The sequence below is a fragment of the Candidatus Polarisedimenticolia bacterium genome (assembly GCA_035764505.1).
In the GTDB taxonomy this organism is placed as follows: domain Bacteria; phylum Acidobacteriota; class Polarisedimenticolia; order Gp22-AA2; family AA152; genus AA152.
Window position 1 is genome coordinate 1 of record DASTZC010000090.1, and the last position, 23,474, is coordinate 23,474.

22 protein-coding genes are annotated in these 23,474 nt (G+C 65.2%); 17 read left to right on the forward strand and 5 right to left on the reverse strand.

All coding sequences use genetic code 11. From position 1 onward, the window contains the following. The coding region (locus VFW45_06015) for a PAS domain S-box protein (GenBank protein ID HEU5180325.1) at window positions 1–1,682 on the reverse strand (1,682 nt) is incomplete at its 3' end. A 365-nt stretch (window positions 1,683–2,047) separates the two neighbouring features. On the opposite strand from VFW45_06015, the gene VFW45_06020 reads away from it, so the two are divergent. Both VFW45_06020 and VFW45_06025 read left to right on the forward strand, forming a co-directional pair. Next, on the forward strand, window positions 2,048–3,349 hold the full coding sequence (locus VFW45_06020; GenBank protein ID HEU5180326.1) for an SUMF1/EgtB/PvdO family nonheme iron enzyme: 1,302 nt from the start codon (window positions 2,048–2,050) through the stop codon (window positions 3,347–3,349). A 32-nt stretch (window positions 3,350–3,381) separates the two neighbouring features. Then, window positions 3,382–4,338, forward strand: a complete 957-nt coding sequence (locus VFW45_06025) for an L-histidine N(alpha)-methyltransferase (protein ID HEU5180327.1) — start codon at window positions 3,382–3,384, stop codon at window positions 4,336–4,338. A 71-nt stretch (window positions 4,339–4,409) separates the two neighbouring features. Here VFW45_06025 and VFW45_06030 read toward each other — a convergent pair whose 3' ends face one another. After that, window positions 4,410–4,739, reverse strand: a complete 330-nt coding sequence (locus VFW45_06030; GenBank protein ID HEU5180328.1) for a hypothetical protein — start codon at window positions 4,737–4,739, stop codon at window positions 4,410–4,412. Window positions 4,740–4,989: 250 nt separating this feature from the next. Between VFW45_06030 and VFW45_06035 the strand changes: the two genes are divergently transcribed. From VFW45_06035 to VFW45_06090, 12 genes are all read left to right on the forward strand, one after another. Then, the gene (locus VFW45_06035; protein ID HEU5180329.1) at window positions 4,990–5,424 is read left to right on the forward strand and encodes a hypothetical protein; all 435 of its coding nucleotides are present in this window, start codon (window positions 4,990–4,992) and stop codon (window positions 5,422–5,424) included. Window positions 5,425–5,523: 99 nt separating this feature from the next. Beyond that, a complete protein-coding gene (locus VFW45_06040) occupies window positions 5,524–7,137 on the forward strand; it encodes a TlpA disulfide reductase family protein (protein HEU5180330.1) in 1,614 nt (537 codons plus the stop codon). 14 nt (window positions 7,138–7,151) lie between these two features. Further along, complete coding sequence (locus tag VFW45_06045; protein HEU5180331.1) at window positions 7,152–9,236, forward strand: sigma 54-interacting transcriptional regulator; 2,085 nt, start codon at window positions 7,152–7,154, stop codon at window positions 9,234–9,236. Between the two features lie 271 nt (window positions 9,237–9,507). Then, entirely contained in the window at window positions 9,508–9,768 is a 261-nt protein-coding gene (locus VFW45_06050; protein HEU5180332.1) for an STAS domain-containing protein, read from the forward strand. Window positions 9,769–9,943: 175 nt separating this feature from the next. Continuing rightward, window positions 9,944–10,705: a hypothetical protein gene (locus tag VFW45_06055; protein HEU5180333.1), complete on the forward strand. Its 762-nt coding sequence runs from the start codon at window positions 9,944–9,946 to the stop codon at window positions 10,703–10,705. A 35-nt stretch (window positions 10,706–10,740) separates the two neighbouring features. Continuing rightward, window positions 10,741–12,123 carry an FAD-binding oxidoreductase gene (locus VFW45_06060; GenBank protein HEU5180334.1) on the forward strand — a complete coding sequence of 461 codons (1,383 nt, stop codon included), beginning with the start codon at window positions 10,741–10,743 and terminating at the stop codon, window positions 12,121–12,123. 152 nt (window positions 12,124–12,275) lie between these two features. Further along, the gene (locus tag VFW45_06065; GenBank protein ID HEU5180335.1) at window positions 12,276–12,977 is read left to right on the forward strand and encodes a DUF2238 domain-containing protein; all 702 of its coding nucleotides are present in this window, start codon (window positions 12,276–12,278) and stop codon (window positions 12,975–12,977) included. Between the two features lie 15 nt (window positions 12,978–12,992). Further along, entirely contained in the window at window positions 12,993–13,691 is a 699-nt protein-coding gene (locus VFW45_06070; GenBank protein HEU5180336.1) for a YceI family protein, read from the forward strand. Window positions 13,692–13,777: 86 nt separating this feature from the next. Next, the gene (locus VFW45_06075; protein HEU5180337.1) at window positions 13,778–13,948 is read left to right on the forward strand and encodes a YHS domain-containing protein; all 171 of its coding nucleotides are present in this window, start codon (window positions 13,778–13,780) and stop codon (window positions 13,946–13,948) included. A 240-nt stretch (window positions 13,949–14,188) separates the two neighbouring features. Further along, on the forward strand, window positions 14,189–14,452 hold the full coding sequence (locus tag VFW45_06080; protein ID HEU5180338.1) for a hypothetical protein: 264 nt from the start codon (window positions 14,189–14,191) through the stop codon (window positions 14,450–14,452). Between the two features lie 345 nt (window positions 14,453–14,797). Beyond that, the gene (locus VFW45_06085) at window positions 14,798–17,524 is read left to right on the forward strand and encodes a chemotaxis protein CheB (protein HEU5180339.1); all 2,727 of its coding nucleotides are present in this window, start codon (window positions 14,798–14,800) and stop codon (window positions 17,522–17,524) included. Window positions 17,525–17,681: 157 nt separating this feature from the next. Continuing rightward, window positions 17,682–18,086 (forward strand): response regulator transcription factor, encoded by a 405-nt coding sequence (locus VFW45_06090; GenBank protein HEU5180340.1) that lies wholly within the window; start codon window positions 17,682–17,684, stop codon window positions 18,084–18,086. Between the two features lie 81 nt (window positions 18,087–18,167). Here VFW45_06090 and VFW45_06095 read toward each other — a convergent pair whose 3' ends face one another. Then, window positions 18,168–19,787 (reverse strand): radical SAM protein, encoded by a 1,620-nt coding sequence (locus VFW45_06095; GenBank protein HEU5180341.1) that lies wholly within the window; start codon window positions 19,785–19,787, stop codon window positions 18,168–18,170. A gap of 342 nt (window positions 19,788–20,129) precedes the next feature. Here VFW45_06095 and VFW45_06100 point away from each other — a divergent pair, with 342 nt between their 5' ends. Continuing rightward, window positions 20,130–21,203, forward strand: a complete 1,074-nt coding sequence (locus VFW45_06100) for a patatin-like phospholipase family protein (GenBank protein ID HEU5180342.1) — start codon at window positions 20,130–20,132, stop codon at window positions 21,201–21,203. Between the two features lie 171 nt (window positions 21,204–21,374). Here VFW45_06100 and VFW45_06105 read toward each other — a convergent pair whose 3' ends face one another. Then, window positions 21,375–21,872 (reverse strand): hypothetical protein, encoded by a 498-nt coding sequence (locus VFW45_06105; GenBank protein ID HEU5180343.1) that lies wholly within the window; start codon window positions 21,870–21,872, stop codon window positions 21,375–21,377. A 25-nt stretch (window positions 21,873–21,897) separates the two neighbouring features. Further along, on the reverse strand, window positions 21,898–22,233 hold the full coding sequence (locus VFW45_06110) for a BON domain-containing protein (protein ID HEU5180344.1): 336 nt from the start codon (window positions 22,231–22,233) through the stop codon (window positions 21,898–21,900). 227 nt (window positions 22,234–22,460) lie between these two features. On the opposite strand from VFW45_06110, the gene VFW45_06115 reads away from it, so the two are divergent. Further along, entirely contained in the window at window positions 22,461–23,138 is a 678-nt protein-coding gene (locus tag VFW45_06115) for a heavy metal response regulator transcription factor (GenBank protein HEU5180345.1), read from the forward strand. A 1-nt stretch (window position 23,139) separates the two neighbouring features. Beyond that, the coding region (locus VFW45_06120) for a hypothetical protein (protein HEU5180346.1) at window positions 23,140–23,474 on the forward strand (335 nt) is incomplete at its 3' end.

Here is a 23,474-nt window from a genome sequence, read left to right on the forward strand (position 1 = left end):
ACCACGTCGCTCCCGTCCGTCTCCGCTTTCAGCTCGATGCGGCCGCCCTGGTCGGTGTACTTCGCCGCGTTGTTGAGCAGGTTCAGGAAGACCTGGGTCAGACGTGTCGGATCGGCGAACAGGCGAACGGGACGGGGCGGCAGGGAGATCGTCAGATGATGGCCCCACTTCTCGATGAGCGGCCGGCTCGCCTCCAGGGCGCCGTTCAAGACCTCCGACAGCTCCACGCTCTCCTTACGCATCTCGACCTTGCCGCGGGTAATCCGGGAGATGTCCATCAGGTCGTCGACCAGGCGGCTCATCTGGTGCACCTGCCGGTGGATCACCTCGGTGGACCACTGCAGCTCGGGAACCGGCAGCCCCTTGCGCCGGATGATCTGGATGGCGTTGCGGATGGGCGCCAGTGGATTGCGCAGCTCGTGGGCCAGCATCGCCAGGAACTCGTCCTTGCGCTGGTCGGCCTCCTGGAGCGAAGCGAGCAGCCGGGCATTCTCCGCCACGGTCTTCTGGACCGATTCCTCCGCGCGCCGGCGCTCGATGAACTGGCCCATCTGGCTTCCAATGGCCTTCATCATGGCGATGACGTCGGGCTCCGGCTGGCGGATTTCCTCGCTGAAGAACTCCATCACGCCGAGGACCTCCTGGTCGAGCGTGATGGGCAGGCCCAATCCGCCGTGCAACTTCTCGGCCCTGGCCACCGAGGCGCGCAGGAAGCCCGCGTCCGCGACCACGTCCCGGATCCACACCGGCCTCCCCGTCGCCCAGACGCGCCCGGGGAGCCCGGTGCCGCGCTGAAAGACGAGCTGCCGGGTGCTGTCCTCGAATTCGGTGACCTGGACGTCGGGACGATGATAGAACTGCGCGCAGCGCAGCGCCTGTCCCTGATCGTCGACGGTCCACAGGGCGCCCACCTTCCAGCCGAGATGCTCGCAGATGGCATAGAGGATCCTGGAAGCCGCCTGGCTCAGGGTGGCCGATTCGGCCAGGGCCTGGGTGACTCCGTACTGCGTGGCCAGCCGCTGCTCGTCGCGCCGGCGGGACGTGATGTCGCGCGCGATTTTCGAGGCACCGATGATCCTGCCCGCACCATCGCGAATGGGGGAGATGGTCAGGGAGACTTCGACCCGATGGCCGTCCTTCGCCACCCGCACCGTCTCGTAGTGTTCGATGCGCTCGCCGCGCCGCAGCTTATCCAGGATCGTCAGCTCCTCGAACTGCAGCTCCGGCGGGATCAGCATGGTGACCGACTTGCCGATCGCCTCGTCGGCGCGGTAGCCGAACATCTGCTCGGCACTGGCGTTCCAGGAGACGATGTACCCCTCGAGGGTCTTGCCGATGATGGCGTCCTGGGAGGACTCGACGATGGCGGCCAGGCGCGCCTGCGCCTCCTCGGCGTGTCGTCGATCGGTGACGTCGAGCGTGAAGCAGCGCATGTGCACGCAGCGGCCGTCCTTCCACAGGGAGCTGGAGTCGATGAGGACGTGCTTGATGGATCCGTCCTTGCACCGCAGGCGCGCCTCCCGGTTGCGGATGACCTCGCCCGCGGCGAGGCGGCGCAGGATGTCCTCGATGACTTCCTTGTCAACATGGAACTCGCTGACGTGGCGGCCTATGAATTCCTCACAGGAGTAGCCCAAGAGGTCCATCTCGGCCTGGTTCGCCCCCAGGATGATCCCGTCCAATCCAATCCAATGGAAGCCGAGCGAGGCGGTTTCGAACGAATCGCCGGATTCCGGGTTGTCCGTCCCGGCAGGTCGCGACCCGGTCGCTGAACGGAATCTGGCCCGGAAACGGGGTTTCCGAGGGCGGGGACGCGAGGGATCGTCGGGGGGAAGCTCGATCACTACTCTTCTCTCCGAACCTTGCGGGACATAGATTTCCGAGGGACCATCTCCATTTCCAGCGAAGCTCTCCTGCGCGACAAGATTTACATACAAACGCTCCAAGTCCCCCTACGGAATTCTACGGAGCCGGAGACGGGCAATTTACCTTTGAAAACCGGGTGGTTCCCGCTGGCCGGGCGCCAACAACGTTCCTATGATGACAAATGGCACGGCCCTATGAGCTTCGCGAGAGTCGAAATCCCATTGCGGCGCGTCTTGCCGGGGCAAGGACGCTGACCGACCGGCTCTTCGGCCTGGTCCGGCCTGAGGCCCTTCTCGAGCGGCCCATCCCAGAGCGACATCGGCTCATTTTTTATCTGGGCCACCTCGAAGCCTTCGATCGCAATCTCCTGGCGCGCGGCGGACCGTGTCCGGAACTGGACCGGCTGTTCGCCTTCGGCATCGATCCCGTGGATGGGGAGCTGCCGCACGAGCCGGCTTCCGCATGGCCCCGGGAGCCGGAGGTCCGCGCCTACTGCGCCGCCACCCGCTCTGCGATCGACCAATGCCTCTCCACATCGGATATCGAAGAGCGCGGCAAGGAAGGGAATGAACTGCTCAACATGGCCATCGAGCATCGCCTGATGCATGCCGAGACGCTTGCCTATGCGCTGCACCGGCTGCCCCTGGAGCTCAAGCTGGCGCAGCTCGAGCCCATGCCCTCTCGAATGGCCTGGTCCGGGCCCTCGATGAGCGAGGTGCCGTCCGGGGTGGCTACGCTCGGATTACCCCGTGATGGACGCTTCGGCTGGGACAACGAGTTCGAGGCCCATCAGGTCGAGGTGCCCGGCTTCCGGATCGGGGCGTTCAAGGTCACGAACGGAGAGTTCCTGGACTTCGTCCATGCCGGAGGGTATGAGACGGCGTCGCTGTGGGACCCCGGCAACTGGGAATGGCTGCGGCGATCGGGCCGTGGGCATCCTTCCTTCTGGCGCCTCGACCATTCCGGCTGGGTCTTCCGCGGCATGTTCCGCGAGCGGCCGCTCGCGATGGAAGAGCCGGTCTGGCTCAGCCAGGCGGAAGCCTCGGCCTACGCGGCCTGGAAAGGAATGCGGCTGCCGACCGAAGCGGAATGGCACCGGGCCGCCTGCGGAGCACCCGACGGAAGCGAGCGTGAGTATCCGTGGGGGAACGAACCGCCGACCATCGCCCATGGGAACTTCGATTCCTACCGGTGGGATCCGACACCCGTCGGCTCGCATCCGGAAGGGCGCAGCGCCTTTGGCGCCTACGATCTCCTCGGCAACGGCTGGGAGTGGACCTCGACCCCCTTCGCGCCGTTCGCGGGGTTCAAGGCGAACGGGCAATACCCGGGCTATTCGGCCGACTTCTTCGATGGCAGGCACTTCGTCCTGAAAGGGGGCTCGCCCCGCACCGATGCCGTGCTGCTGCGCCGCTCCTTCCGCAACTGGTTCCAGCCGCACTATCCGTATCTGTATGCGGGCTTTCGTCTGGTGCAGCCGTGAGCGCGCGCGGGGCTTCGCGTCTCGTGAGATGGATGCCGCCCGCCGCGGACCCCCGGAACCTCGCGGAGGAGATCCGCGCGGGGCTGTCCGGTCCGGGGCAGAAGAGGATCCCGTCGCGCTGGCTCTACGACGATGTCGGCTCCGCGCTGTTCGAGGTGATCTGCCTCATGCCCGAATATGGATTGGCGCGGGCCGATGCCCGCATCCTGAGGAGCCACGCCGCCGAGATGGCGGCACTCGTCGGGCGGCCGGCATGCGTCGCGGAGCTCGGAAGCGGCTCGGGCTGGAAGAGCCGCCTGCTGCTGGCGCCGCTGGCGCGTGAGGCGCCTCTCACCTATATCCCGATCGATATATCCCGCGCCGCCCTGGCGCGCTGCGAGACCGAGATGATGGCAGTGCGCGGCCTGCTGGTGGACCGTTTCGAGGGGGAGTACCTGGCGGGACTGTCCTATGCGGCGGCGTCCCGCGAGACGGGGGAACCGCTGCTCGTGCTCTTTCTGGGGAGCACGATAGGGAATTTCGAGCGCGCGGAAGCCGAGGAGTTCCTGGTCGAAATCCGCCGGATCCTTTCCCCGGGGGACATGATCCTGCTGGGCACCGACCTGATCAAGCCTGAAGAGGACCTGCTCGCCGCCTACGACGATCCCGCCAGGATTACCGCGGCATTCAACCTGAATGTGCTTGCGCGGTTGAATCGGGAGCTGCAGGCCGACTTCGACCTGCTCCGCTTCTCCCACGAAGCGCGGTGGAACGCCGCTCAGCGGCGCATCGAGATGCACCTCTGCTCGATTGGAGCGCAAGCGGTCGACATCCCCGGAGCGCGTCTGCGCATCGCGCTGCGCTCCGGAGAGAGCCTCTGGACCGAGAGCTCGCACAAGTTCACCCCCGAAGAGCCGGCAATCCTGGCGCAACGCACCGGGTACCAGGTCGTGTGCCGCTGGTCGGACGGGCTGTGGCCCTTCTCGGAGACCCTGCTCCGGGCCGACTGACGAGTATCGATCCCTCCGAAAAAGAAGAGCCCCGCCAGGCGGGGCTCGAAGATGCAGACCGAAGAACGCGTTCAGTAGACGCAGCGCCGGCAGCAGGGCGTCTCCTGGATACAGGCGCAGACCCCTTTGCCGCACCGCTTGTCGCAGTCCTTGTCGACGTTGCACTGCGTCGAGCAGCATCCAGGAGGCACCTTGTCGGAGCCACCTTCGCACGGGGCGGCGATAGAGTCGGGAGAGTCGGGCCCGCAAGCGTCCGCCGGCTGCAGGTCGGGATAAGAGGCCGGCGCCGTCTGAATCTGGGTGGCGACTTGCGGCGAGGTGGACGTGAGAGTGGCCACTCCGCCGGCCGCCATCACCATCACGATTGGAAGCAACACGAGCATTCCGCGCTTTCCGGTCATCGGACTCTCCTTTCAACAATCCGGATCGTTTGAAATGGATTTCGTCGCGCGCCGATCCCAGGGCAGCTCGAGTCGAGTCCTTCTATCATGGCGGGTCGATCTCCACAACCCGCCGCCAGACCCCAGCCAGGCAGGAGCCAGGCCCAGCTCCGGGTTGCTCCCGGAGAGCCGGGCCTCTAGATTCTCCCGGGCGGCGGTGCAGAGAGCCGATCTCGGGGAGCCGGATGTCCGGCAGGAGGTATATAAGATGATGAGGAAACCGGGTGTGCGGAAGCTGGCCATGACGGCAGCGCTCGTTGTCGGATTGATGACGGTGCTGGCGGCATGCGGGGGTGACAGCGAAGATCGCCTGCCCGGCTCGGTCTACGCCAAGACCGTCCCGGTCTATCCCGGCGCCAAATACATCGGGACGATGGGCGGGAGCTCCAGCGAGGACATCGGCGGTCCCGCCACCTCGCAGAGCCAGTCGTGGTTCTTCAAGACAGGCGACCCGGCGGAAGATGTCGTGGCCTACTACAAGAAGAAGCTGCCGAAGGCCCAGCTGACGAGCGACGGAGCCGGGGAGTCCACCTTCACCCTGGTTCCGGAAGGGGCCGAAGAGGGAGAGCGGGTCCAGGTGATCCTCCACCGCGGCGGCGACCTGCAGATTCACGAATCCGTGAAGGCCGGCAAGAAGCAGAGCTGAACCAACACGCAGGCACCGAGCTACCCTGGGCGCCGTTGCCACTTGCCGGCCGCTGGAGTAGCATTGCGCCATCCGCCGCTTATTAGGGATGGCTTGTGCATGCGGCTGCGATTGCGAGTTCTCGTCCTGGCCCTTCTGGCGGCAGTGTCTCTCGGCGCCCGCCGTCCCGCGGAACCTCCTGAGCTGAAAGAAACTCTGGCCCGGCTCGAAAAGACCATCAGCTCCGCCACCGCAGCGGAGACCGAGCCCACCCTTGCGGACCTGATGGCGCAGCATCCGGACTCCCCCGACGTCTATCGCCTCTACGTACGGGTGCTGAAGCTCCAGAAGAAGACGCCCGAGCTTCGTGAGTCGGCCCGCACGACCCTCGCACGGCTCGAGGGGGTGCCCTCGAAAAAACGGACGGAGGATCAGCTTGCCATCATGCTCCGGGCCTGCAGCGTCCTGGACGATAAGGATCGCAGAGATCGCTTCGAGCAGGAGCTGATCGACAGGTACCCGAAGGGAAGGCACGCCGGATGGAAGCGCATGCGGCAGGCTTCGGAGGAGAAGGACCCGGTCCGTGCGGCGGCCCTCTATGAAGGGATTCTCAAAGACTATTCCAGCGACAATACACTCGCCCCCTGGCTCACCAATGACCGGATGCGCTTGATCGAGGCAAACCCCGAGCGATTCACCGCACGGCAGCTCCACGATGCAGCCTGGGCTTATGAAGGTATGGCCCGACGGGCATGGAAAGCGGGCACTCAGGCGGGAGCCTACTGGTACATCGTTGCCGCCAAGGAAGCGGCGGAAGCGCTGGCGAAGCAGTGGCCCGAGGAGAGCCTGGAGATGGCCGGCCGCGGGATGGCCTGCCTCGAGAAGAGCTGGCCGACGGAGGAAATGCTGCGTGCGGAGCTGCCGGTGATGTTCTGGCCCGGCATGCTCGAGGCGCACGCCGCGGCCGGCCGTCTGGAGCCCGCACGGAAGATCGGAGAGGCGATTGTGGCGCACCTGGAAGCCGACGACCTTTCCGAGGATCAGGCCGGCTGGCTGGAGGAGGCGCGCAGCCGTAGCGGTTATTCCAGCGTGCTCGAGAAGCTGGGCGCGGTGCAGGAAGCCAGAATGCAGCTCGGTCTCGCGGCGGAAGCCGACGATGCGCGGCGCAAGGATCTCGAGGCCTTCCAGCAGCGACATCCCTTGGAGCCCGCTGATGCCGAGGCTTTCCAGAAGGACCTTTCCGCGTCGCGCGCCGCGATCCTTGGAGGCCGCAAGGAGCAGGCGAAGCGGCGGCTGCTCGCCGGCCTGGTCGACGAGCCGATGCACGATTTCGTGGCGGAAGACCTGCAGGGAAACAAGGTCAATCTCGCGAGCTTCCACGGCAAGACGGTGGTCATGACCCTGTGGGCCACCTGGTGCGGCAGCTGCCACTGGGAGATGAATCTGCTCGAACAGACACGGCAGCGCTATGAAAAGGACCCCAAGGTAACCTTCGCCGCCATGAGCATCGACTGGGAACGTGAGAAGGTCGCTCCGTTCGTTCGCGACAAGAAGGTGAATCTGCCCGTCTTCATCGCTGGCGACTCCTTCGAGAAAGACTTCGGGGTCGAATCCGTCCCTCAGATGTTCATCATCGATGCCAGCGGACGGATGCGTTTCCGTCTGGTGGACATCCTGCCGGACGATCGCTTCCAGCAGAGCCTCGATTGGATGATCGAGGCGGCGGGGAAGTGATGCCGGAATCGGGCATGAGGGCAAAGCTTGCCGACGCCATCGCCGACGCCGGCCGCCTCGAAGCCTTGCGCCGGACCTCGCTGCTCGACACCCCTCCCGAGGAGGCTTTCGACCGGCTGACCCGCCTCGCCGCCAGCGTCCTTCGCGTGCCGATGGCGGTCGTCTCCCTGATCGACGGGGATCGCCAGTTCTTCAAGAGCCAGTCCGGCATGAGCGAGCCGATTGCGTCGGCGCGGCAGACGGCGCTGACGCACTCCTTCTGCCAGCACACCGTGGTGCTGCGCGAGCCGCTCCTGGTTCCCGACTTCCGCCAGGACCAGAGGTTCATCGACAACCCGCTCATGGCCGAGCTCGGCGCCGTGGCCTATGCGGGCATCCCGCTCATGACCTCCGAGGGTCACGCGCTGGGGACCTTCTGCGTCTACGATGCGCGTCCCCATCCCTGGAGCGAGGACGAGCTCAAGATCCTGCAGGTGCTCGCCGCCTCCACCATGTCCGAGATCGAGCTTCGCCGGCTGGCGGGGGAGCTGCGCTGCCTCACCGGGAACCTCCAGGGGCTGGTCGAATCGAGAACCCGGGAGCTGCGCGAGTCGGAGGGCCGGCAGCGCGTCCTGCTCGACGTGAACAACGCCATCGTCACCTGCCTGGATCGGGAGTCCCTGTTCGCCGCCACCACGGGCGCGCTGGCCCGCGTCATCCCCTACGATCGCGCCGCCCTCGTTCTGCACGACTCCGCGAAAGATGTCTTCAAGGTCCTGGGGGTCGCCGGCCCGGTTCCTTCGCCGCCCATCATCCCGCTCGGCACGGAGTGGCCGAGACAACAGAGCCGCTCCGGCTGGATCTTCGATCACCGCAAACCGATGCTGGACATCGATCTGCGCGAGTCTCCTCCATTCTTCGAGCATCCGCTGCTGATCAAGGAAGGAATCCGCGCGGCGGTCTCGGTTCCCCTGGAGATCAAGGGGAGGCTGATCGGCACCCTGAACGTGGGGAGCCGCACGCCGGGACTCTACGGCGAAGCCGAAGTCTCGCTGCTGACCGCCATCGCCGAGCAGGTGGTGCTGGCGCTCGAGAACCTCCTCGCCTACGAGGAAATCGCCGCGCTGAAGGCGCGGCTGGAGGAAGAGAACCTCTACCTGCAGGAGGAGGTGCGCAGCGAGGCGGCCTTCGGCGATGTCGTCGGCGAGTCGCCGGCCATCCTCGGGGTCCTGGACAAGGTGAGCAAGGTGGCGCAGACCGACTCGACCGTGCTGGTCACCGGCGAAACGGGCACCGGCAAGGAGCTGATCGTCCGGGCCATTCACGGGATGAGCCGCCGGAAGGGCAAGATCCTGGTGAAGGTGAACTGCGCCGCGCTCCCGTCGGGCGTCATCGAGAGCGAGCTGTTCGGGCATGAGAAGGGGGCGTTCACCGGGGCGCTCATGCGCAAGGTGGGCCGCTTCGAGCTGGCCGATGGGGGAACACTCTTCCTCGACGAAGTGGGCGACCTTCCGCTCGAGCTGCAGGCGAAGCTGCTGCGGGTCCTGCAGGAGGGCGAGTTCGAGCGTGTGGGAGGGACCCATACGATCAAGGTGAACGTCCGGCTGATCGGGGCCACAAACCGCGACCTCCAGCAGGCGGTGCGTGACGGGCGTTATCGAGCGGATCTCTACTACCGGCTCAACGTCTTCCCGATCGTGATTCCCCCGCTGCGGGAGCGCCCCAAGGACATCCCGCGCCTCGCGCGCCACTTCGCGATGGTCTACGCCGCGAAGATGGGAAAGAACGTGGGCAGGATGGAAGCCGGCGTGCTGGACCGGCTGAGTGCCTACTCCTGGCCAGGAAACGTGCGCGAGCTGCAGAACGTCATCGAGAGAGCGGTCATCCTTTCCCCCGAAGGCCGCTTCGAGCTCACGGAGCTGGCGGCAGCTCCCGTGGACGGGCAAAGCGATTCCGACGAGACGCACAGCCTCGAGCAGGTCGAGCGCCGGCACATCCTCGCGGTCCTCGAGAAAACCGGCTGGCGCATCAGCGGCGAGCGCGGCGCGGCCAGGATCCTGGGGCTCAAGCGGACGACGCTGGAGGCCCGAATGAAGAAGCTCGGGATCCAGCGGCCCTGAGCGGCCTTTAAAGGCAAGCCTCCCTCCATACCCGGCGTTCCTGCCATCCTTTCGGCAATCTCCCAACCCCTCGGCATCGCTTCCCCAGGTCGGACTTGACCTCGCGCTTCCCGCGGCCACCGAACTCATGTCATTCCCACGGGTTGCATCCAAGCTTCTGCCGGAGAACGGCATGGCACGGCGTGTGCGTTAGGGATTTCCCGAATCGATGGAGGCTGACATGGTCCTGCGGATAAGACAGCAAAACGGATCGGATTCGGGATCAATCCTGTTGCTCGAAGGCCGCATTCTGGCGGAGGGAGCCCACCTGCTGGAGCGCGAATGCTTCGAGCTGCTGAGCAGCCGCGACGAAGTCAGCGTCGATCTGACCCAGGTGAGCTTCGTGGATAAAGCCGGCGTGAAGGTCCTGCTGGGCCTCAATCTGGCGGGAGTCGAGATCCGCTGCCGCCCGGGGGCCGTTGCAAGCGTCCTCGAAGGCGAAGGGATCCACCTGACCCTGGATCAGGAATTCGAGGGCGGTCAACCGCCTTGAGTCGCCGCCTTTCGCTCGCGGGCGCACGGCAGGGTGTGGACGATGCCGTTGTGAGCTCGGCACCGGTTCGAGAGGGCATCCGGTGCGCCCGCGAGCGAGTCTCGAATCGTGCGTGAGTGAAGCCGTGTGGCTTTTCCGGTCCGTATCCCCCCAACGTCCGAGAAAGGAGAGTCCCATGAAAAGACCGTTCTTTCGCGCCCTGGCCCTGTTCCTCTTCGCCGCCCCGACGCTCGCCTCCGCGGCGCCGGTCGTCTTCGAGGCCTCCGGAGCCGTCGCTTCGGATATCCGCCCCGCGGTGGATGATTTCCGCGCCTTCCTGGGTCCGCTGAATCCCAATACTCCGGGGTCGTTCCCCAGCGGCCGCCGGGAGATCAACTGGGACGGCGTGCCCGACGCTTTCGCCGCCCCGAACCTGCTCCCGCCCGACTTCTTCAACGTCAACTCGCCCCGCGGCGCGGTCTTCTTCACTTCAGGAAGCGGATTCCAGGTGAGCGCGGACAACGACAATCCGACGAACACGCCGCTCCTGTTCGGCAACCTCCATCCGGCCTTCCCGGCGATCTTCAGCGTCTTCAGCCCTCAACGCCTGTTCACCGCACTGGACAGCAACGTGACCGAGACGCTGTTCTTCGTCCCCGGTAGCGCTACGGGAGCGACGGTGGCCGGCTTCGGCGCGGTGTTCACCGACGTCAACCGCCTTGGAAGCACGAGAATCGAGTTCTTCGACGCGCGGGGCAGGCTGCTGTTCAGCCGCGACGTCCTGCCGGGTCCGGCGACGGTTCGCGCCAGCCAGTCGTTCCTGGGGGTCGGCTTCGACGCCGGCGAGCGTGTCTTCCTGGTGCGCATCACCAGCGGCAACCGAGCTCCGAAAACACCGGCCCGGGACGTCGTCGTGATGGACGATTTCATCTATGCCGAGCCGCAGGCCGTTCCCTGAGCAACCGCATCTCATTCCGGCGTGAGGAGATCACGATGACCTTTGAAGCGAGGACGATCGAGGCCTTGAAGCAGAGCGTGGCAGGTGAGGTGCTGCTCCCCGGGAGCGAGTCGTACGAAAGCGCCCGGAAGATCTGGAACGCGATGGTCGACAAGCGACCCGGAGTGATTGTGCGCTGCATGGGCACGCCGGATGTCGTGCGAGCCGTGAACTTCGCCCGGACCACGGCCGCGCCTCTGGCGGTACGCGGCGGCGGCCACAACATCGCCGGCAGCGCCCTGTGCGATGAAGGGATCGTAATCGACTTGTCGTCCATGAGAGCCGTCAGCGTGGACCCGCATGCGCGGCGCGTCATCGTCGAGGCAGGCGCCCGGCTGGCCGATCTCGACGCGGCCACCCAGGTGCACGGCCTGGCCACGCCGCTGGGCATCAACTCGACCACCGGCGTTGCCGGGTTGACGCTCGGCGGCGGGTTCGGCTGGCTTAGCCGCAAGTACGGCATGACGGTCGACAACCTGGAGGCGGCCGAGGTGGTAACCGCCGCCGGAGAGGTGATGCGCGCCAGCGCTACCCAGCATCCCGACCTGTTCTGGGCCCTGCGGGGAGGAAGCGGCAACTTCGGAGTGGTCACCCGCTTCGAGTTCCGGCTGCACCCGGTGGGACCCGGAGTCCTGAGCGGGCTCATCGTCTACCCGCTCGACCAGGCGAAATCTGTGCTCCGCCAGTATCGTGACTTCATCGCCCAGGCACCCGACGAGCTGTCGGTCTGGGCGGTCCTGCGCCTGGCGCCGCCGCTGCCTTTCCTCCGCCCCTCGGTTCACGGCAAGGCGGTGCTCGTGCTCGCGCTGCTCTATGCCGGCGATCCCGAGGCAGGCGCGAAGCGGATCGAGCCGCTGCGGAAATTCGGCAAGGTGGTGGGAGAAGCCGTGGGCGTGCAGCCCTACACCGCCTGGCAGCAGGCCTTCGATCCCCTGCTGGCCCCGGGGGCCCGCAACTACTGGAAGTCCCACAATCTCGTCGAGCTCGCCGACGGGCTGTTCGATGCCGTGATCGAATCCATCGAGAAGCTGCCGTCACCGCAGTGTGAGATCTTCTTCGGCGCCATCGGCGGGGCGACCACGCGTCCGGCGCCCGAGGCGACCGCCTACGCGCATCGCGATACCCGCTTCGTCATGAACGTCCACGGACGGTGGGACGAGGCGGCCGACGATGAGCGCTGCATTCGCTGGACGAGAGACTTCTTTGAATCTTCGGCGCCGTTCGCGAGCGCCGGGGTCTACGTCAACTTCCTCACCGCCGACGAGCGGGATCGCGTGCGCGCCGCCTACGGAGTGAATTACGAGCGTCTCGCCCGGGTGAAGCGGCGGTACGACGCGGACAATCTCTTCAAAGTGAACCAGAACATCCAACCCGCCTGAAATCCCACCCCCCAGCGGAACCCCGATCGCCGTGTGGCGGTCGGGGCTCCGCCCCTTCCGACCATCGCGCCCGGGAACGGGACTGCGCCTGCAGCCGGGGACTGCGAGGGGGGAGCCGGACACACAACTGGTATCATGCGCGGGAGGAAAGTATGAAGCGCCTGTCCCATCCCCACTACGTCCTGCTTCTGGCGGGAATCTTCGTCCTGGTCTGGCTCGTCCTGGCCATCCAGCCCGTCGATCGGGCCGACTGGGCGCTGGAAAACGCGCTGGTGGCCGGCTTCGTCGGCGTGCTGACAATCACTTACCGGCGCTTCCCTTTCTCACGGGTCTCCTACACCCTCATCTTCCTCTTTCTCTGCATGCATGAGATTGGGGCGCACTACACCTACGCGAAAGTTCCCTACGATCACTGGTTCAGTCTGATTACAGGTCATGGGCTCAACTCCATGATCGGCGCGGGGCGGAACCATTTCGATCGGCTCGGCCATTTCGCGTTCGGGCTATTGCTGAGCTACCCGATGCGCGAGATCTTCGTACGCGTGGCGGAAGCCAGAGGCTTCTGGAGCTACTACCTTCCTCTGGACATGACGATGGCCTTCTCGATGGTCTTCGAGCTGATCGAATGGGCCGTGGCCGAAATCTTCGGCGGCGATCTGGGGATTGCCTATCTGGGAGCGCAGGGAGACCCCTGGGACGCACAGAAAGACATGGCCCTGGCGACCCTCGGTGGCCTCCTGGCGATGCTGGTCACCGCCTTGATCAATATGCACCAGGAACGTGACTTCGCGCGCGACTGGATTGAGAGCCTGCGCGTCAAGCGGCGCACGCTGGATGGCAAGAGAAAAGCTTAAGGAGTCGAAGTGCGTATGAATGCCAGATTGGGTTGGATTCTGGGTGTCTCGATGCTGCTGAGCGGCATCGCCTGCGGCGTGGAGAATTCGTCTCCTCCGCAGGGCGGGAGCCCCAAGGAAAGCCAGAAGAGCCCGGAGAAGAAAGAAGCGTCACAGCCGACCGCAACACGCTACAAGGTGAATCCCGCGAAGAGCCACATGACGGCCCAGGTCGGGGTGGGGGGCATGCTCAAGAGCCTGGGTCATCCACACCTGATCGCCCTCCGGGAGGTGCAGGGGGAGGCGGAGACGGCGTCGCAGCTCGTCGGTCCGGCGACGATTCACCTGCGCTTCGCCACCGGCTCGGCGGAGGAGACGAGCAAGGAGTTCGACGAGAAGGACCGGCAGAAAGTGAACACCGCGGTGCGGCAGGAGGCGCTGGAGACGGCGCGCTTTCCGGAGGTGGTCTTCAAGAGCCGGAAGGTCGAGGTCAGGGAATCGGGCGAGCACTTGTATGCCGCCGCGATCAGCGGCGATCTCACGCTGCACGGCGTGACGCACGAAGTCTCTTTTCCGGCGAAGGTCAGCCTGCAGGGAAAAAGCCTGCGCGCGGAAGGGAGCTTCACGATCCTCCACAGCACCTACGGCATCAAGCGTCTGTCGGCGGCCGGAGGCACGATCAAGGCGAAGGACGAGATCGTTCTTTCCTTCGACATCCAGGCGGATCCCGATTGAGGCACTCGTGCGGCCCGCATGCTATGGTGATCTCGAGGCCCGAAGACGGCGAAATCGGCCGCAGGAGGGCCTGCAAGGAGGTCCCCATGACCCGAGACGTGGTTTGCGGTATGCAAGTCGACGAAGCATCGTCGCCCCATAAGTCGGATTTCGGAGGCAAGACGTACGCCTTCTGCTCTCCCGGCTGCAAGAAGCAGTTCGACCAACAGCCCGAAGCTTACGCCGGGAAGTCGGTTCCCGATCGGGCGGTGCGATAGCGCTTCCGCGGGGCGGGCCGGCGTTGCGGCCCGTCCCGCCTTCTTTCTTCCACCGCACTCAGGCCTTTACCCGCAAGGCCGAGCTTCCTGCCCTGATTTCGCTCCGTGAAAGCAACCTCCAAAATCATGGATCGGCCGGGATCCGTAGATCCCCTTACCGCAGGACTCTTGGCGGTGGATTCAGAGTGGGGATAATGGTTGCGTCGCTGCTTGATGCAGACATCACTGGCGGAGGATGCCGTGAAATACACCGACGAACCGATGAGATCGAAAGAGCGCTGGCTGTTCTGCACGGGCCTGGTCTTCGGTCTGGCGCTTTATCAGATGGTCGACATCTACTGGCTCAGGCCATATCGCGATTCTGCGCTCAAGGCCTACGCCGCCTCGGCGAGGGAATGTGCCGCGCACTCGGAGCAGTGCACCATGGATCTCGCTTCGTGCCAGGATGGCCAGGCGGCAGCGCTGCAGTCGAAGCTGAGCCGCGCGTACCAGACGGAGCCTTAGAAATCCAGGTCGTGGCATCCGTCGGCGCCGAATAGATCCACCCATTGCCTCCCCTGAAACCGCCCGCCGAGCGCGACTCGGCCATCGGGCCGGCACGCCTCACCCGAAAGGGATGCCCCTCATGTCTCATCACGAATACGCTCCGCGATGGGTTCGCCGTCACTGGGCAGATTCCACGGAATGGTCCGGAATACGTAATCGGTGGTAGTGACTTCGAGTCGCTGCGGGCCGATTCTAGGGGGCCACCCAACTAGCCGTGCGCGTCTTGAGCTCGTTGACCCGGTCCCGATCGCACGGTAGCATCCCTTCGGGGTGCTTTTCGTGGAAGAAAGCGTGCGCAACAAAATGCGGAAGCCCAGACCTGCAGGCGCGATTTCCAGGCCTGCACCGGCTCCCGGCGTCGCCCCCACCTCGGTCCCGATCGTCGGCGTGGGCGCCTCGGCCGGAGGTATGGAAGCCTTTGCATCGCTGCTCAAAGCGCTGCCCGAGGACACAGGGCTGGCTTTCGTTTATATCCAGCACCTGGATCCCGACCACTCCAGCAACCTCTCCGAGGTACTCGCCCGATCGACTTCGATGAGAGTGGTGGAAGCGCGGGACGGAGACGCGGTCGGGCCGAACCAGGTTTACATCATTCCGCCGGACGCCGATTTGAAAATCGCCGGGGGTCTCCTGCGCCTGGAGCCGCGCTCGCTCTCGCGGCACGGATTGCACCAGCCGATCGACGTCTTCCTGCGCTCGCTGGCCGAAGAGCGCCGCAGCGCCGCCATTGGCGTGGTCCTCTCGGGTGCCGGCGCGGACGGCGCCCTGGGATTGAAGGCCATCAAGGCGGCAGGCGGCATCACTTTCGCCCAGGACGAGGTCTCGGCCGGGCATTCTGGCATGCCGCACAGCGCCAGGCAGAGAGGCGACGTCGCCCTCAACATGAAGCCGGAGGAGATCGCGCGCGAGCTGGCGCGCATCGGCCGCCTTCCTTACTTGTCGATCGACGCGAGGGAGCGCGAGGACATGCTGGCGATCGTCGAGGAGCAGGAGGCCTCCAATGAGCTCACCTCGAGCAGCCAGGAGCTGCAGAGCACCAACGAGGAGCTCGAGACCGCCAGGGAGCAGCTCCAGTCGGCCAACGAGGAGCTGCTGACCGTCAACGAGGAGCTGGGCAAGCGCAACCTGGAGCTGGACCACACCAACAATGACCTGTCGAACCTGCTCGCCAGCATCCAGATTCCGATCGTCATGCTCACCACGGACCTGCGCATCCGGCGCGTCACGCCAGGGGCGGAGCGCGCCTTGAGCCTGATTCCCTCCGACGTCGGCCGGCCGCTGTCGGACATCAGGCTGAAGCTCGATGTCCCCGGGCTCGAGGAGATGATCGTCAGCTCGATCCAGGAGGGGAAGGTCCATGAGATGAGGCTGCAGGACAACCGCGGGCGTTGGCAGCATCTGTGGATCCGCCCCTACCGGACCGCGGACGACAAGATCGATGGCGCGGTCCTGACCCTGGGCGACATCGACGCCCTGATGCACAAGGAGCAGGAGCTGGAGCGCTTCAAGTACATCAGCGACAACGCCAACGACGCCCACGACCTGGTCGACCGGGAGGGGGGGCTGGTCTATGTGAACCGTCGGGCCTGGGAGCGGCTCGGCTACACCGAATCGGAGATGCTGAAGATGCATCTGTGGGACATCGACCCCTTGTGCAACCGGGAGAACCTGCGGGAGCTGTTCACCTCCCTGGAGCGCGAACGCCTTGCGCCGTTCGAGAGCGAGCGGCGGCGCAAGGACGGCTCGATCTTCCCCGTCGAGGTCAGCGTGACCCGCATCGAGTTCGACGACCAGCCGTATCTCTTCGTAGTGGCCCGCGACATCACCGACCGCAAGCAGGTCGAGGAGAAGCTGCACGAGGTCCACGACGGATTGGAGCAGCGCGTCCGGGAGCGCACCGCCGAGCTGAACCGCGCCCTGAGCGTCCTGAAATCGGAGGTGTCGGAGCGCAAGCGCGCGGAGGAGGCGCTGCACGCGAGCGAGCTCCGCTACCGGGAGCTGTTCGAGAAGGCGAGCGACGTCATCTACACGCTCGATCTGGAAGGAAACTTCACCTCCATCAATGCCGCCGGCGAAGCGGCTCTCGGTTATTCGCGGGAGGAGGCCCTGCGGATGAACCTGGCCGATATCGCCGCCGCGGAGCACTTCGCGATGACGCTCGATGTCGATGGGCGGAAGACGGACGGCGGCAAGACGACCGAACAAGAGGCGCTGCTGCGGGCGAAGGATGGCCGGTGGGTCCCTCTGGAGGTCCGCAGCCGCTTGATGTACGAGAGGGGCCGTCCGATCGGCATGCATTGCATCGGCCGCGACATCACCGAGCGGCGGCGCATCGAGGAGGAGCGCCGCGAGCTGGCGGTGCGGCTGATGCGCTCGCAGGACGAGGAGCGGCGGCGCCTGGCTCGCGAGCTGCACGACACGACGGGACAGAACCTGGTGGCGATGCGGATGAACCTGAGCCTGGTGCGCGACCGGATTGCCAAGCTCGACCCGAAGCTGCAACAGGCCATCTCGGAGAGCAACGAGCTGGCGGACCAGTGCATCCGGGAGCTGCGCACTCTGTCGTACCTGCTGCACCCGCCCCTGCTCGACGAGCGGGGCCTGGCCTCGGCGGTGCGCCTCTACACCGAGGGCTTCTCCGAGCGCAGCGGCATCGCCGTGGAGCTTGAAGTGTCGGAGGACTTTGGACGGCTGCCGCAGGAGATCGAGCTGGCGAGCTTCCGCGTGGTGCAGGAATGCCTGACGAACGTCCATCGTCATTCAGCCAGCAAGCTCGCCCATATCCGGATGTCCCGCAGCGACTCCAAGGTTGTCCTCGAGATCAGAGCCGTGGGAGACCAGGAGCCGGGCCTCACTGCGGCGGCCATCCACGACGCGGAGGAGCGCGGCATCGGTATTCGGGGCATGCGGGAAAGGATGCGCCAGCTGGGGGGGAAGCTGGAGATCGAGGCTAAGCCGACCGGGATGGTGGTGCGCGCGGTGCTCCCGTTCGAAGCCGTGAAATCCCAGCAAGGCCAGCCGTCTTCATAATCTGGCCGGCCATGCCCGACCCCGGGGCCGAAACATCACCGATTCTGCACGACCCGCCTAAGCAATTCACTGTATTGATAAGATGATTGTGCATGCCCATGCTTACCGTTACGAGGGAGCTTTTGCACATCCGAAACAGTGCGAGGGGGTTCGGAAGGTGAAGCTACGCATCTTGATTGCGGACGACCATGCTTTTTTGCGCCGTGGTTTGCGCACCGTCCTGGAGGCCAGCACGGATTGCGAGGTCATCGGTGAGGCGGCCAACGGGCAGGAAGCGGTCGAGAAGGCCAAGACACTGAATCCCGATGTCGTCATCATGGATATCAGCATGCCGATTCTCAATGGCCTCGAGGCGACGCGGCAGATCCGGGACCTGCTGCCCCAAACCGAGGTCTTGATCGTCAGCATGCACTTCTCCCATGAGGTCATCCGGGCGGCCCAGCAGGCGGGCGCCCGCGGCTACCTGGCGAAATCGGATCCTGACGGTCATCTGATCGAAGCCCTGCAGACGGTCCATCGTCACGAGCCCTATTTCCCGGTTTCCACGGAAGCCCTGAAATAGGCTTCACGTCTCGAAACGATGGAGACCTTCGCCGGCTTGGCGCGCGGTGGCGCCGGGCCGGCTTTTTTTTGCCGTAGCCTTTCAGGGGGCCGGCGGATAGGGGGGTCTTGCGGCGGCGACCGGTGGTGGAGTGATGGCAGGCGCGCCGGGAGAGAGGATTCTCGGGACGCTGCGCGCCGGAGTGGCGGCCGAAGCTTCCAGATCGGGGGTCATGTCGGCGGCGGAGATGAGCTCGGCGTACCGCCCCATCCGCTTCACATAGAGGCGGCGATAGTAGGCGGGAAGCCGGGTGGACCGCCCTTCGTGGAATCCGAGGAACTCGGGATCCTCCCGCAGGCGCCTGAGGGTGCGCCGCAGCTTGGCCAGGATTCCCTGGAAGGCGAAGGCGCGCAGGAAATAGAGGACCTTGAGCGAGTAATCGGGAGTCGAGTCGACCCGCGCCTTGAGCAGCCCCAGGGAGTTGGCCGCCGAATAGATATCGATGAGGCCCTCGTAGTACTCCATCGGCGTGTAGTTCTTGAGGGTCATGACCAGGTAGGGCATGTAGTAGAAGGAGAAAGGCATCGAGGTGAGGATGCGCCCCTTGGCCAGGTAGTCGTCGTACAGCGGGGTGCGGCCATAGGGCGTCGGGATGTTGATGGTCGGCCAGACGTACGGCGCCCGCCGGATGAACTCCTTGGTCATCTCGACCGGCTCATTTCCCTCGTCCACGTCGGTCCCGAAAATGAAATTCGCCTGGATGTTCGGGACGAACTCATGGATCTCCGCCAGCCGCTGGAGGACCCCCTCCAGCTTTTCCCGGCCCCCGTTGCGTCCCACTCCGGTTTTGTTCGAGTAATCACTCCACGATTCGATCCCCGGCGCGGTGTAGAAGCAGTTCGTCTCCTTCAGCCGCTTCAGGCGGGGTCCCTTCAGGATCGACAACGAGCTCTCCATCACGTAGGGATTGCGCTGCTCGACCGGCAGGCTGGCGATGATGTCCATCGTCTCGTCGAAGCGGATGCCGAAGTTGGGATCGTGGTAGCTGACGTAGACCCCGGGGAAGCGGCGGGCGATGAACTGCAGGTCGGCCCGCAGCCGCTCTCCGGCGATCGAGACGTAGCGGCTGCTCCAATCGACGCAGAAATCGCAGGTGTAGGGACAGCCGACGCTCGACAGGAGCCCGATGTTGGCGGCGTAGGGAGGCCGTCCCTCGGTGACCGAAGACTTGATGATGTACGGAAGGCGCTCCTCGACGGTCGGGATCTCGGTGAGGGCGCGCCCGCTGGAGAGGATCTGCCCCCGATCGTAGCCCCCCGAGAGGATGCCCTCGATCAGCTCCTTGTCGCAGTCATGCACCGCCAGGTCGAAGAAGCGCAGGCAGTCGGCGGGAAAGGAGCGGGCGTGGGGACCGCCGATCACCGTCAGCGCGCCGCGCCGGCGGTGCAGGCGCGCCAGGGCGTAGCCGGTGGCGCTGGCATGCGTGTAGGTGGAAATGAACAGGACGTCGAGCTGCGCCGGCAGCAAAGTTCCGGGATCCTGCTGGCCGTAATAGGTGGCGTAGGTGACGTCGTGGCCAAGCTGCCGGCACCAGACGGCGACGGTCTGCGGCATGATGCTGGCGTAGTGACGTCGGAAGCGGGTGCCGTAGAAGCGGGAGCCCGGGTTCTGCCAGACCGAATCGCTGATCAGCTCGAGGATGCCGACCCGCAGCTTCTTCACCGATCGCTCCCGAGGGCGGGGGAGACGCCCCGCGCGGTCATTCAGCCGATGTCTCGATGGGAGGCAGCACGCCGTAGGGGGGCGCGGCCGGGCGTCATTATATACATATACAGGGTACCTGGGCCTGTGGGTCTGCTCTGCTGAAGAGCACCTGCCGGAAGACATAATCGAGGGTTCGAGAGCGCTCAGGCAAAGTCGGAATCGACCGAGGAATGTCAGTGCCGACGTCACTCGCGGTGGACAACGAAAGTGCTTTTTCTCCAGGAAAATCCTGAGAAAATCGGGCGATTTCGATGGCAGCGGATTTGCTACGCCAGTGGCGCACGTGACGAGGAGCCTTGGATGTTCAGCCGCACTAAATCCGTTCTCCAGTCTCACGGCATGTGGAGCCAGGGGCCCCGCATCGGATTGGCCCTCGGAGGCGGGGGCGTCATCGGCGGGATGTATGAGGTCGGCGCTCTCACGGCGCTGGAGGAAAAGCTCGCCGGCAGCGGGAAGGGCTTCGATATCTACGTCGGATGCAGCTCCGGCTCGGTGGTCGCCGCGCTCATGGCCAACGGCATCCAGGCCTCCGATCTTTACCGTATCCTCGATCAGGATATCGACGACCCGCTGAACTTCGCGCGCGGGTCGATTTTCACTCCCCATTCGTTCCGGCAGGCCACTCGGCGCTTCGGCCAGTTCTTCTGGGCCTTCCTACGCAGCGCGGCGATGGGCCTGCGCGGGTCCATCCCCGATCTGCTCCTGCGAGCGGAGCGTGCCCTGCCCGCCGGCTTCTTCGTGCTGGACGAGCTGGAGGACTTCCTGCGCCGCGGCTTCGCTTCGCGCGGCCTGTCCAACTCCTTCCACCAAGCGCCCCGCCGGCTCCTGATCCCTGCCATCGACCTGGATCGGGCGCAGCGAGTGGTGTTCGGGGACGGCGAGCTGTGTGAGGTGCCGATCAGCCACGCGGTCGCAGCCTCATCCGCCATTCCCGGTGTCTTCGAGCCCTACCGGATTGGGGATCGCGACTATGTCGACGGTGGCGTGGGCTTCAGCGGCCATGCCGATCTCGCCGCCGAAGCGGGGGCCGAGATCGTCTTCGTGGTGCATCCGATGGTCCCCTCGCAGATCGACGGCGGCGCCACATTCCGCTCGCGCGGCCTCTACGCCATCCTCGAGCAGGCAAGCCGGATCGACGGCCACAACCTGCACCAGCTGGGACTCGATCTCCTCTCCGTCAAGTATCCGGACACCAGCTTCTTCCTCCTGGAGCCTCCCTGCACGGGATCGCAGATCACCGGCCCGCTGATGAGCTTCGAGGCGGGACGGGGTGCCCTGCGCTACGGCTATTCCTCCACGCACGAATGGCTCGAAGGAGGGGGCGCCCAGCTGCTGCGCAGCTTCATGCACCCCGCCCGCGCGATCACCCGCTAGAGAATCAGCCCAGCGGTTGCAGCCGCTGGCCGTCGCCAGGATGAGACGCCCGTTCCTGGACCCATGTCAACGATGTCCTCGACATCGAGCGTCGGACTTGGCTCGTCTGGAATCAAGACATGGGAACCTCCCGCCGGGAGCGTCCGGCGGGAGGCTTGGGCCCGGAAAAACCTAGAAGCGGATGCCGAGGCCGGCAATCGCTGAGGTGTCGTCGGCCACGACCACCTTGAACTGGCCGTAGGGGCGGACCTTACCTTGGGTCGCGCCCACGCCGACCAGCAGGTTCACGCCGGCATCGGTGGAATCGGAATCGTTGGGAATGTCGGTGTCCTGATGGAGCAGGGTAGGTCCGGCGCCGGCCCACCAGGTGTACGACTGCCCCTGCGGGAAATCATAGTGAAAGTCCATGCTGTACATGGTCAGGCCGCCGTTGTCGAGGAACACATGCTCGACGTTAGGATTGCCGAACCACTGCTGATTCGAGTCCATGCTGAAGAGAACCTCGCCGCCCACGAAGGGCTGCTCTTCGTCCGCATCGACGCCGCCGCGCACGCCGAAGTCGACGTCGGCCGCCTTGACGGCCGGGGCGCAAATGAGGGCCAGCAGAAGGATGCCCAGAATGGAAAGAGCGTGAAAAAGGAATCGGGATTTCATGGTCTGTGTCGGCATGTTCGATCTCCTTTCGAGACGATGATTAGCCTCTCGTATGGATTTCGTTCACGACCAGCCTGACGCCCGAGACGTTTTCGGCCACTTCCTCGGCCAGCTGACGCTCCGACTCGGTGCGCACGCTGCCGTTCAGCGTGACGGTGCCGTGGTCGGTGTCGACGTCGATATCCGCCGCCTTCACTCCGGGCTGGAAGGCAAGCTCCATCTTCACCGACATCGTGACCAGCGCGTCCGAGGCCGCGTCATGGATTCCGCGGGCCGAGGTCAGATTCGCTCCGGAGCTCGCCTGGGAGCATCCCCCCAGCAGCGCTCCGGTGAAGAGGAGACCCGTGACAAGACAACTCCAACGACGACCTGACATGGATGCTCCCTCCTTTCCTGGATTCGGGACCGGGCTGGCCGTTACTTCAAGTCCGGTGCCATATCCGGCTGCGGGTGCGTAAGCTTCGCTCCACGGGGGGATTAAGGTAGCGTTCGGGATCGACCCTAGAATGTGAAGAGCCGCGGGATTGTCCCCTGTCCAGGTCAATGATGCGGCGTCGGTCTACGTAATTCACCGCAGGCGCGAGAAGGATAAGGCAGCGATCAATGCGGCTCCTTGTCGTCGAGGATGAGGCGAAAACGGCGGCCTATTTGCGCAAGGGGCTCGCGGAAAGTGGCTATGTGGTGGAGGTCGCCGATCGTGGCGAGGCCGGGCTGCAGATGGCGCTGCGGGGCGAGTATGACCTGATCATCCTGGACATTGGCCTGCCGGAGCGCGACGGCTGGTCGATTCTGGAGGATCTGAGAAAGGCGGGCCGCCAGACGCCGGTGCTGTTCCTGACGGCGAGGGATCAGGTGCGCGATCGTGTGCGCGGCCTGGAGCTGGGGGCCGATGATTACCTGGTGAAGCCTTTCGCCGTGTCGGAGCTGCTGGCCCGGGTACGGTCGGTGCTCCGCCGGGGGCCGCGCCGACAGCCGGAGGTGCTGCGCATCGCCGATCTCGAGATTGACCTGGTGCGCCAGACGGCCAGCCGGGCCGGACAGCTGCTCCATCTCACTCCGAAAGAGTTCGCGCTGCTGGCTCTGCTGGCGCGGCGCGCCGGGGAGGTGCTCACCCGGACGATCATCACCGAGCAGGTCTGGGACATGAATTTCGACAGCGACACGAACGTGGTCGACGTTGCCGTGCGCCGCATCCGCTCTAAAGTCGACGATCCTCACCCGAGAAAGCTGATCCACACGATCCGGGGCGTGGGCTACGTCCTTGACGACCGGGAGAGCTGACGTGCCGCCGGCCCTCGAGCGGAAGCCAGAGACAGGCTCCGCGTCGCTGACGCTGCGTTTGACCCTTCTGTACGCTTTCTCCGCCTCCCTCATCCTCCTGGTCTGCACGGTCCTGATGTACGTCGCCTTCACCCGCAATCTGCGCCGCCGTGACATCGAGTTCCTCTCCGACGAGGTCTCCGAGCTGCGCACCTTCATGCTGCAGCGGCCGGAGGGACTGCGCCCGCCGGCCCAGGAGGCCTGGAAGACCTCCGGGTCGGCCATGGGACGGCATTACATCCGGATCTTCGATCCCGACGGAGCGCTGCGGATCGAATCGGACGGGATGGCCGCGCT

What these genes read in the sequence shown, in the direction of transcription:
- VFW45_06105 (HEU5180343.1), bottom strand. Translation starts at nt 21,872, where the DNA reads ATGCCGACACAGACCATGAAATCCCGATTCCTTTTTCACGCTCTTTCC.
- VFW45_06115 (HEU5180345.1), top strand. Translation starts at nt 22,461, where the DNA reads ATGCGGCTCCTTGTCGTCGAGGATGAGGCGAAAACGGCGGCCTATTTG.
- VFW45_06085 (HEU5180339.1), top strand. Translation starts at nt 14,798, where the DNA reads ATGCGGAAGCCCAGACCTGCAGGCGCGATTTCCAGGCCTGCACCGGCT.
- VFW45_06065 (HEU5180335.1), top strand. Translation starts at nt 12,276, where the DNA reads ATGAAGCGCCTGTCCCATCCCCACTACGTCCTGCTTCTGGCGGGAATC.
- VFW45_06055 (HEU5180333.1), top strand. Translation starts at nt 9,944, where the DNA reads ATGAAAAGACCGTTCTTTCGCGCCCTGGCCCTGTTCCTCTTCGCCGCC.
- VFW45_06030 (HEU5180328.1), bottom strand. Translation starts at nt 4,739, where the DNA reads ATGACCGGAAAGCGCGGAATGCTCGTGTTGCTTCCAATCGTGATGGTG.
- VFW45_06100 (HEU5180342.1), top strand. Translation starts at nt 20,130, where the DNA reads ATGTTCAGCCGCACTAAATCCGTTCTCCAGTCTCACGGCATGTGGAGC.
- VFW45_06040 (HEU5180330.1), top strand. Translation starts at nt 5,524, where the DNA reads ATGCGGCTGCGATTGCGAGTTCTCGTCCTGGCCCTTCTGGCGGCAGTG.
- VFW45_06060 (HEU5180334.1), top strand. Translation starts at nt 10,741, where the DNA reads ATGACCTTTGAAGCGAGGACGATCGAGGCCTTGAAGCAGAGCGTGGCA.
- VFW45_06075 (HEU5180337.1), top strand. Translation starts at nt 13,778, where the DNA reads ATGACCCGAGACGTGGTTTGCGGTATGCAAGTCGACGAAGCATCGTCG.
- VFW45_06035 (HEU5180329.1), top strand. Translation starts at nt 4,990, where the DNA reads ATGAGGAAACCGGGTGTGCGGAAGCTGGCCATGACGGCAGCGCTCGTT.
- VFW45_06025 (HEU5180327.1), top strand. Translation starts at nt 3,382, where the DNA reads ATGCCGCCCGCCGCGGACCCCCGGAACCTCGCGGAGGAGATCCGCGCG.
- VFW45_06070 (HEU5180336.1), top strand. Translation starts at nt 12,993, where the DNA reads ATGAATGCCAGATTGGGTTGGATTCTGGGTGTCTCGATGCTGCTGAGC.
- VFW45_06110 (HEU5180344.1), bottom strand. Translation starts at nt 22,233, where the DNA reads ATGTCAGGTCGTCGTTGGAGTTGTCTTGTCACGGGTCTCCTCTTCACC.
- VFW45_06020 (HEU5180326.1), top strand. Translation starts at nt 2,048, where the DNA reads ATGGCACGGCCCTATGAGCTTCGCGAGAGTCGAAATCCCATTGCGGCG.
- VFW45_06045 (HEU5180331.1), top strand. Translation starts at nt 7,152, where the DNA reads ATGAGGGCAAAGCTTGCCGACGCCATCGCCGACGCCGGCCGCCTCGAA.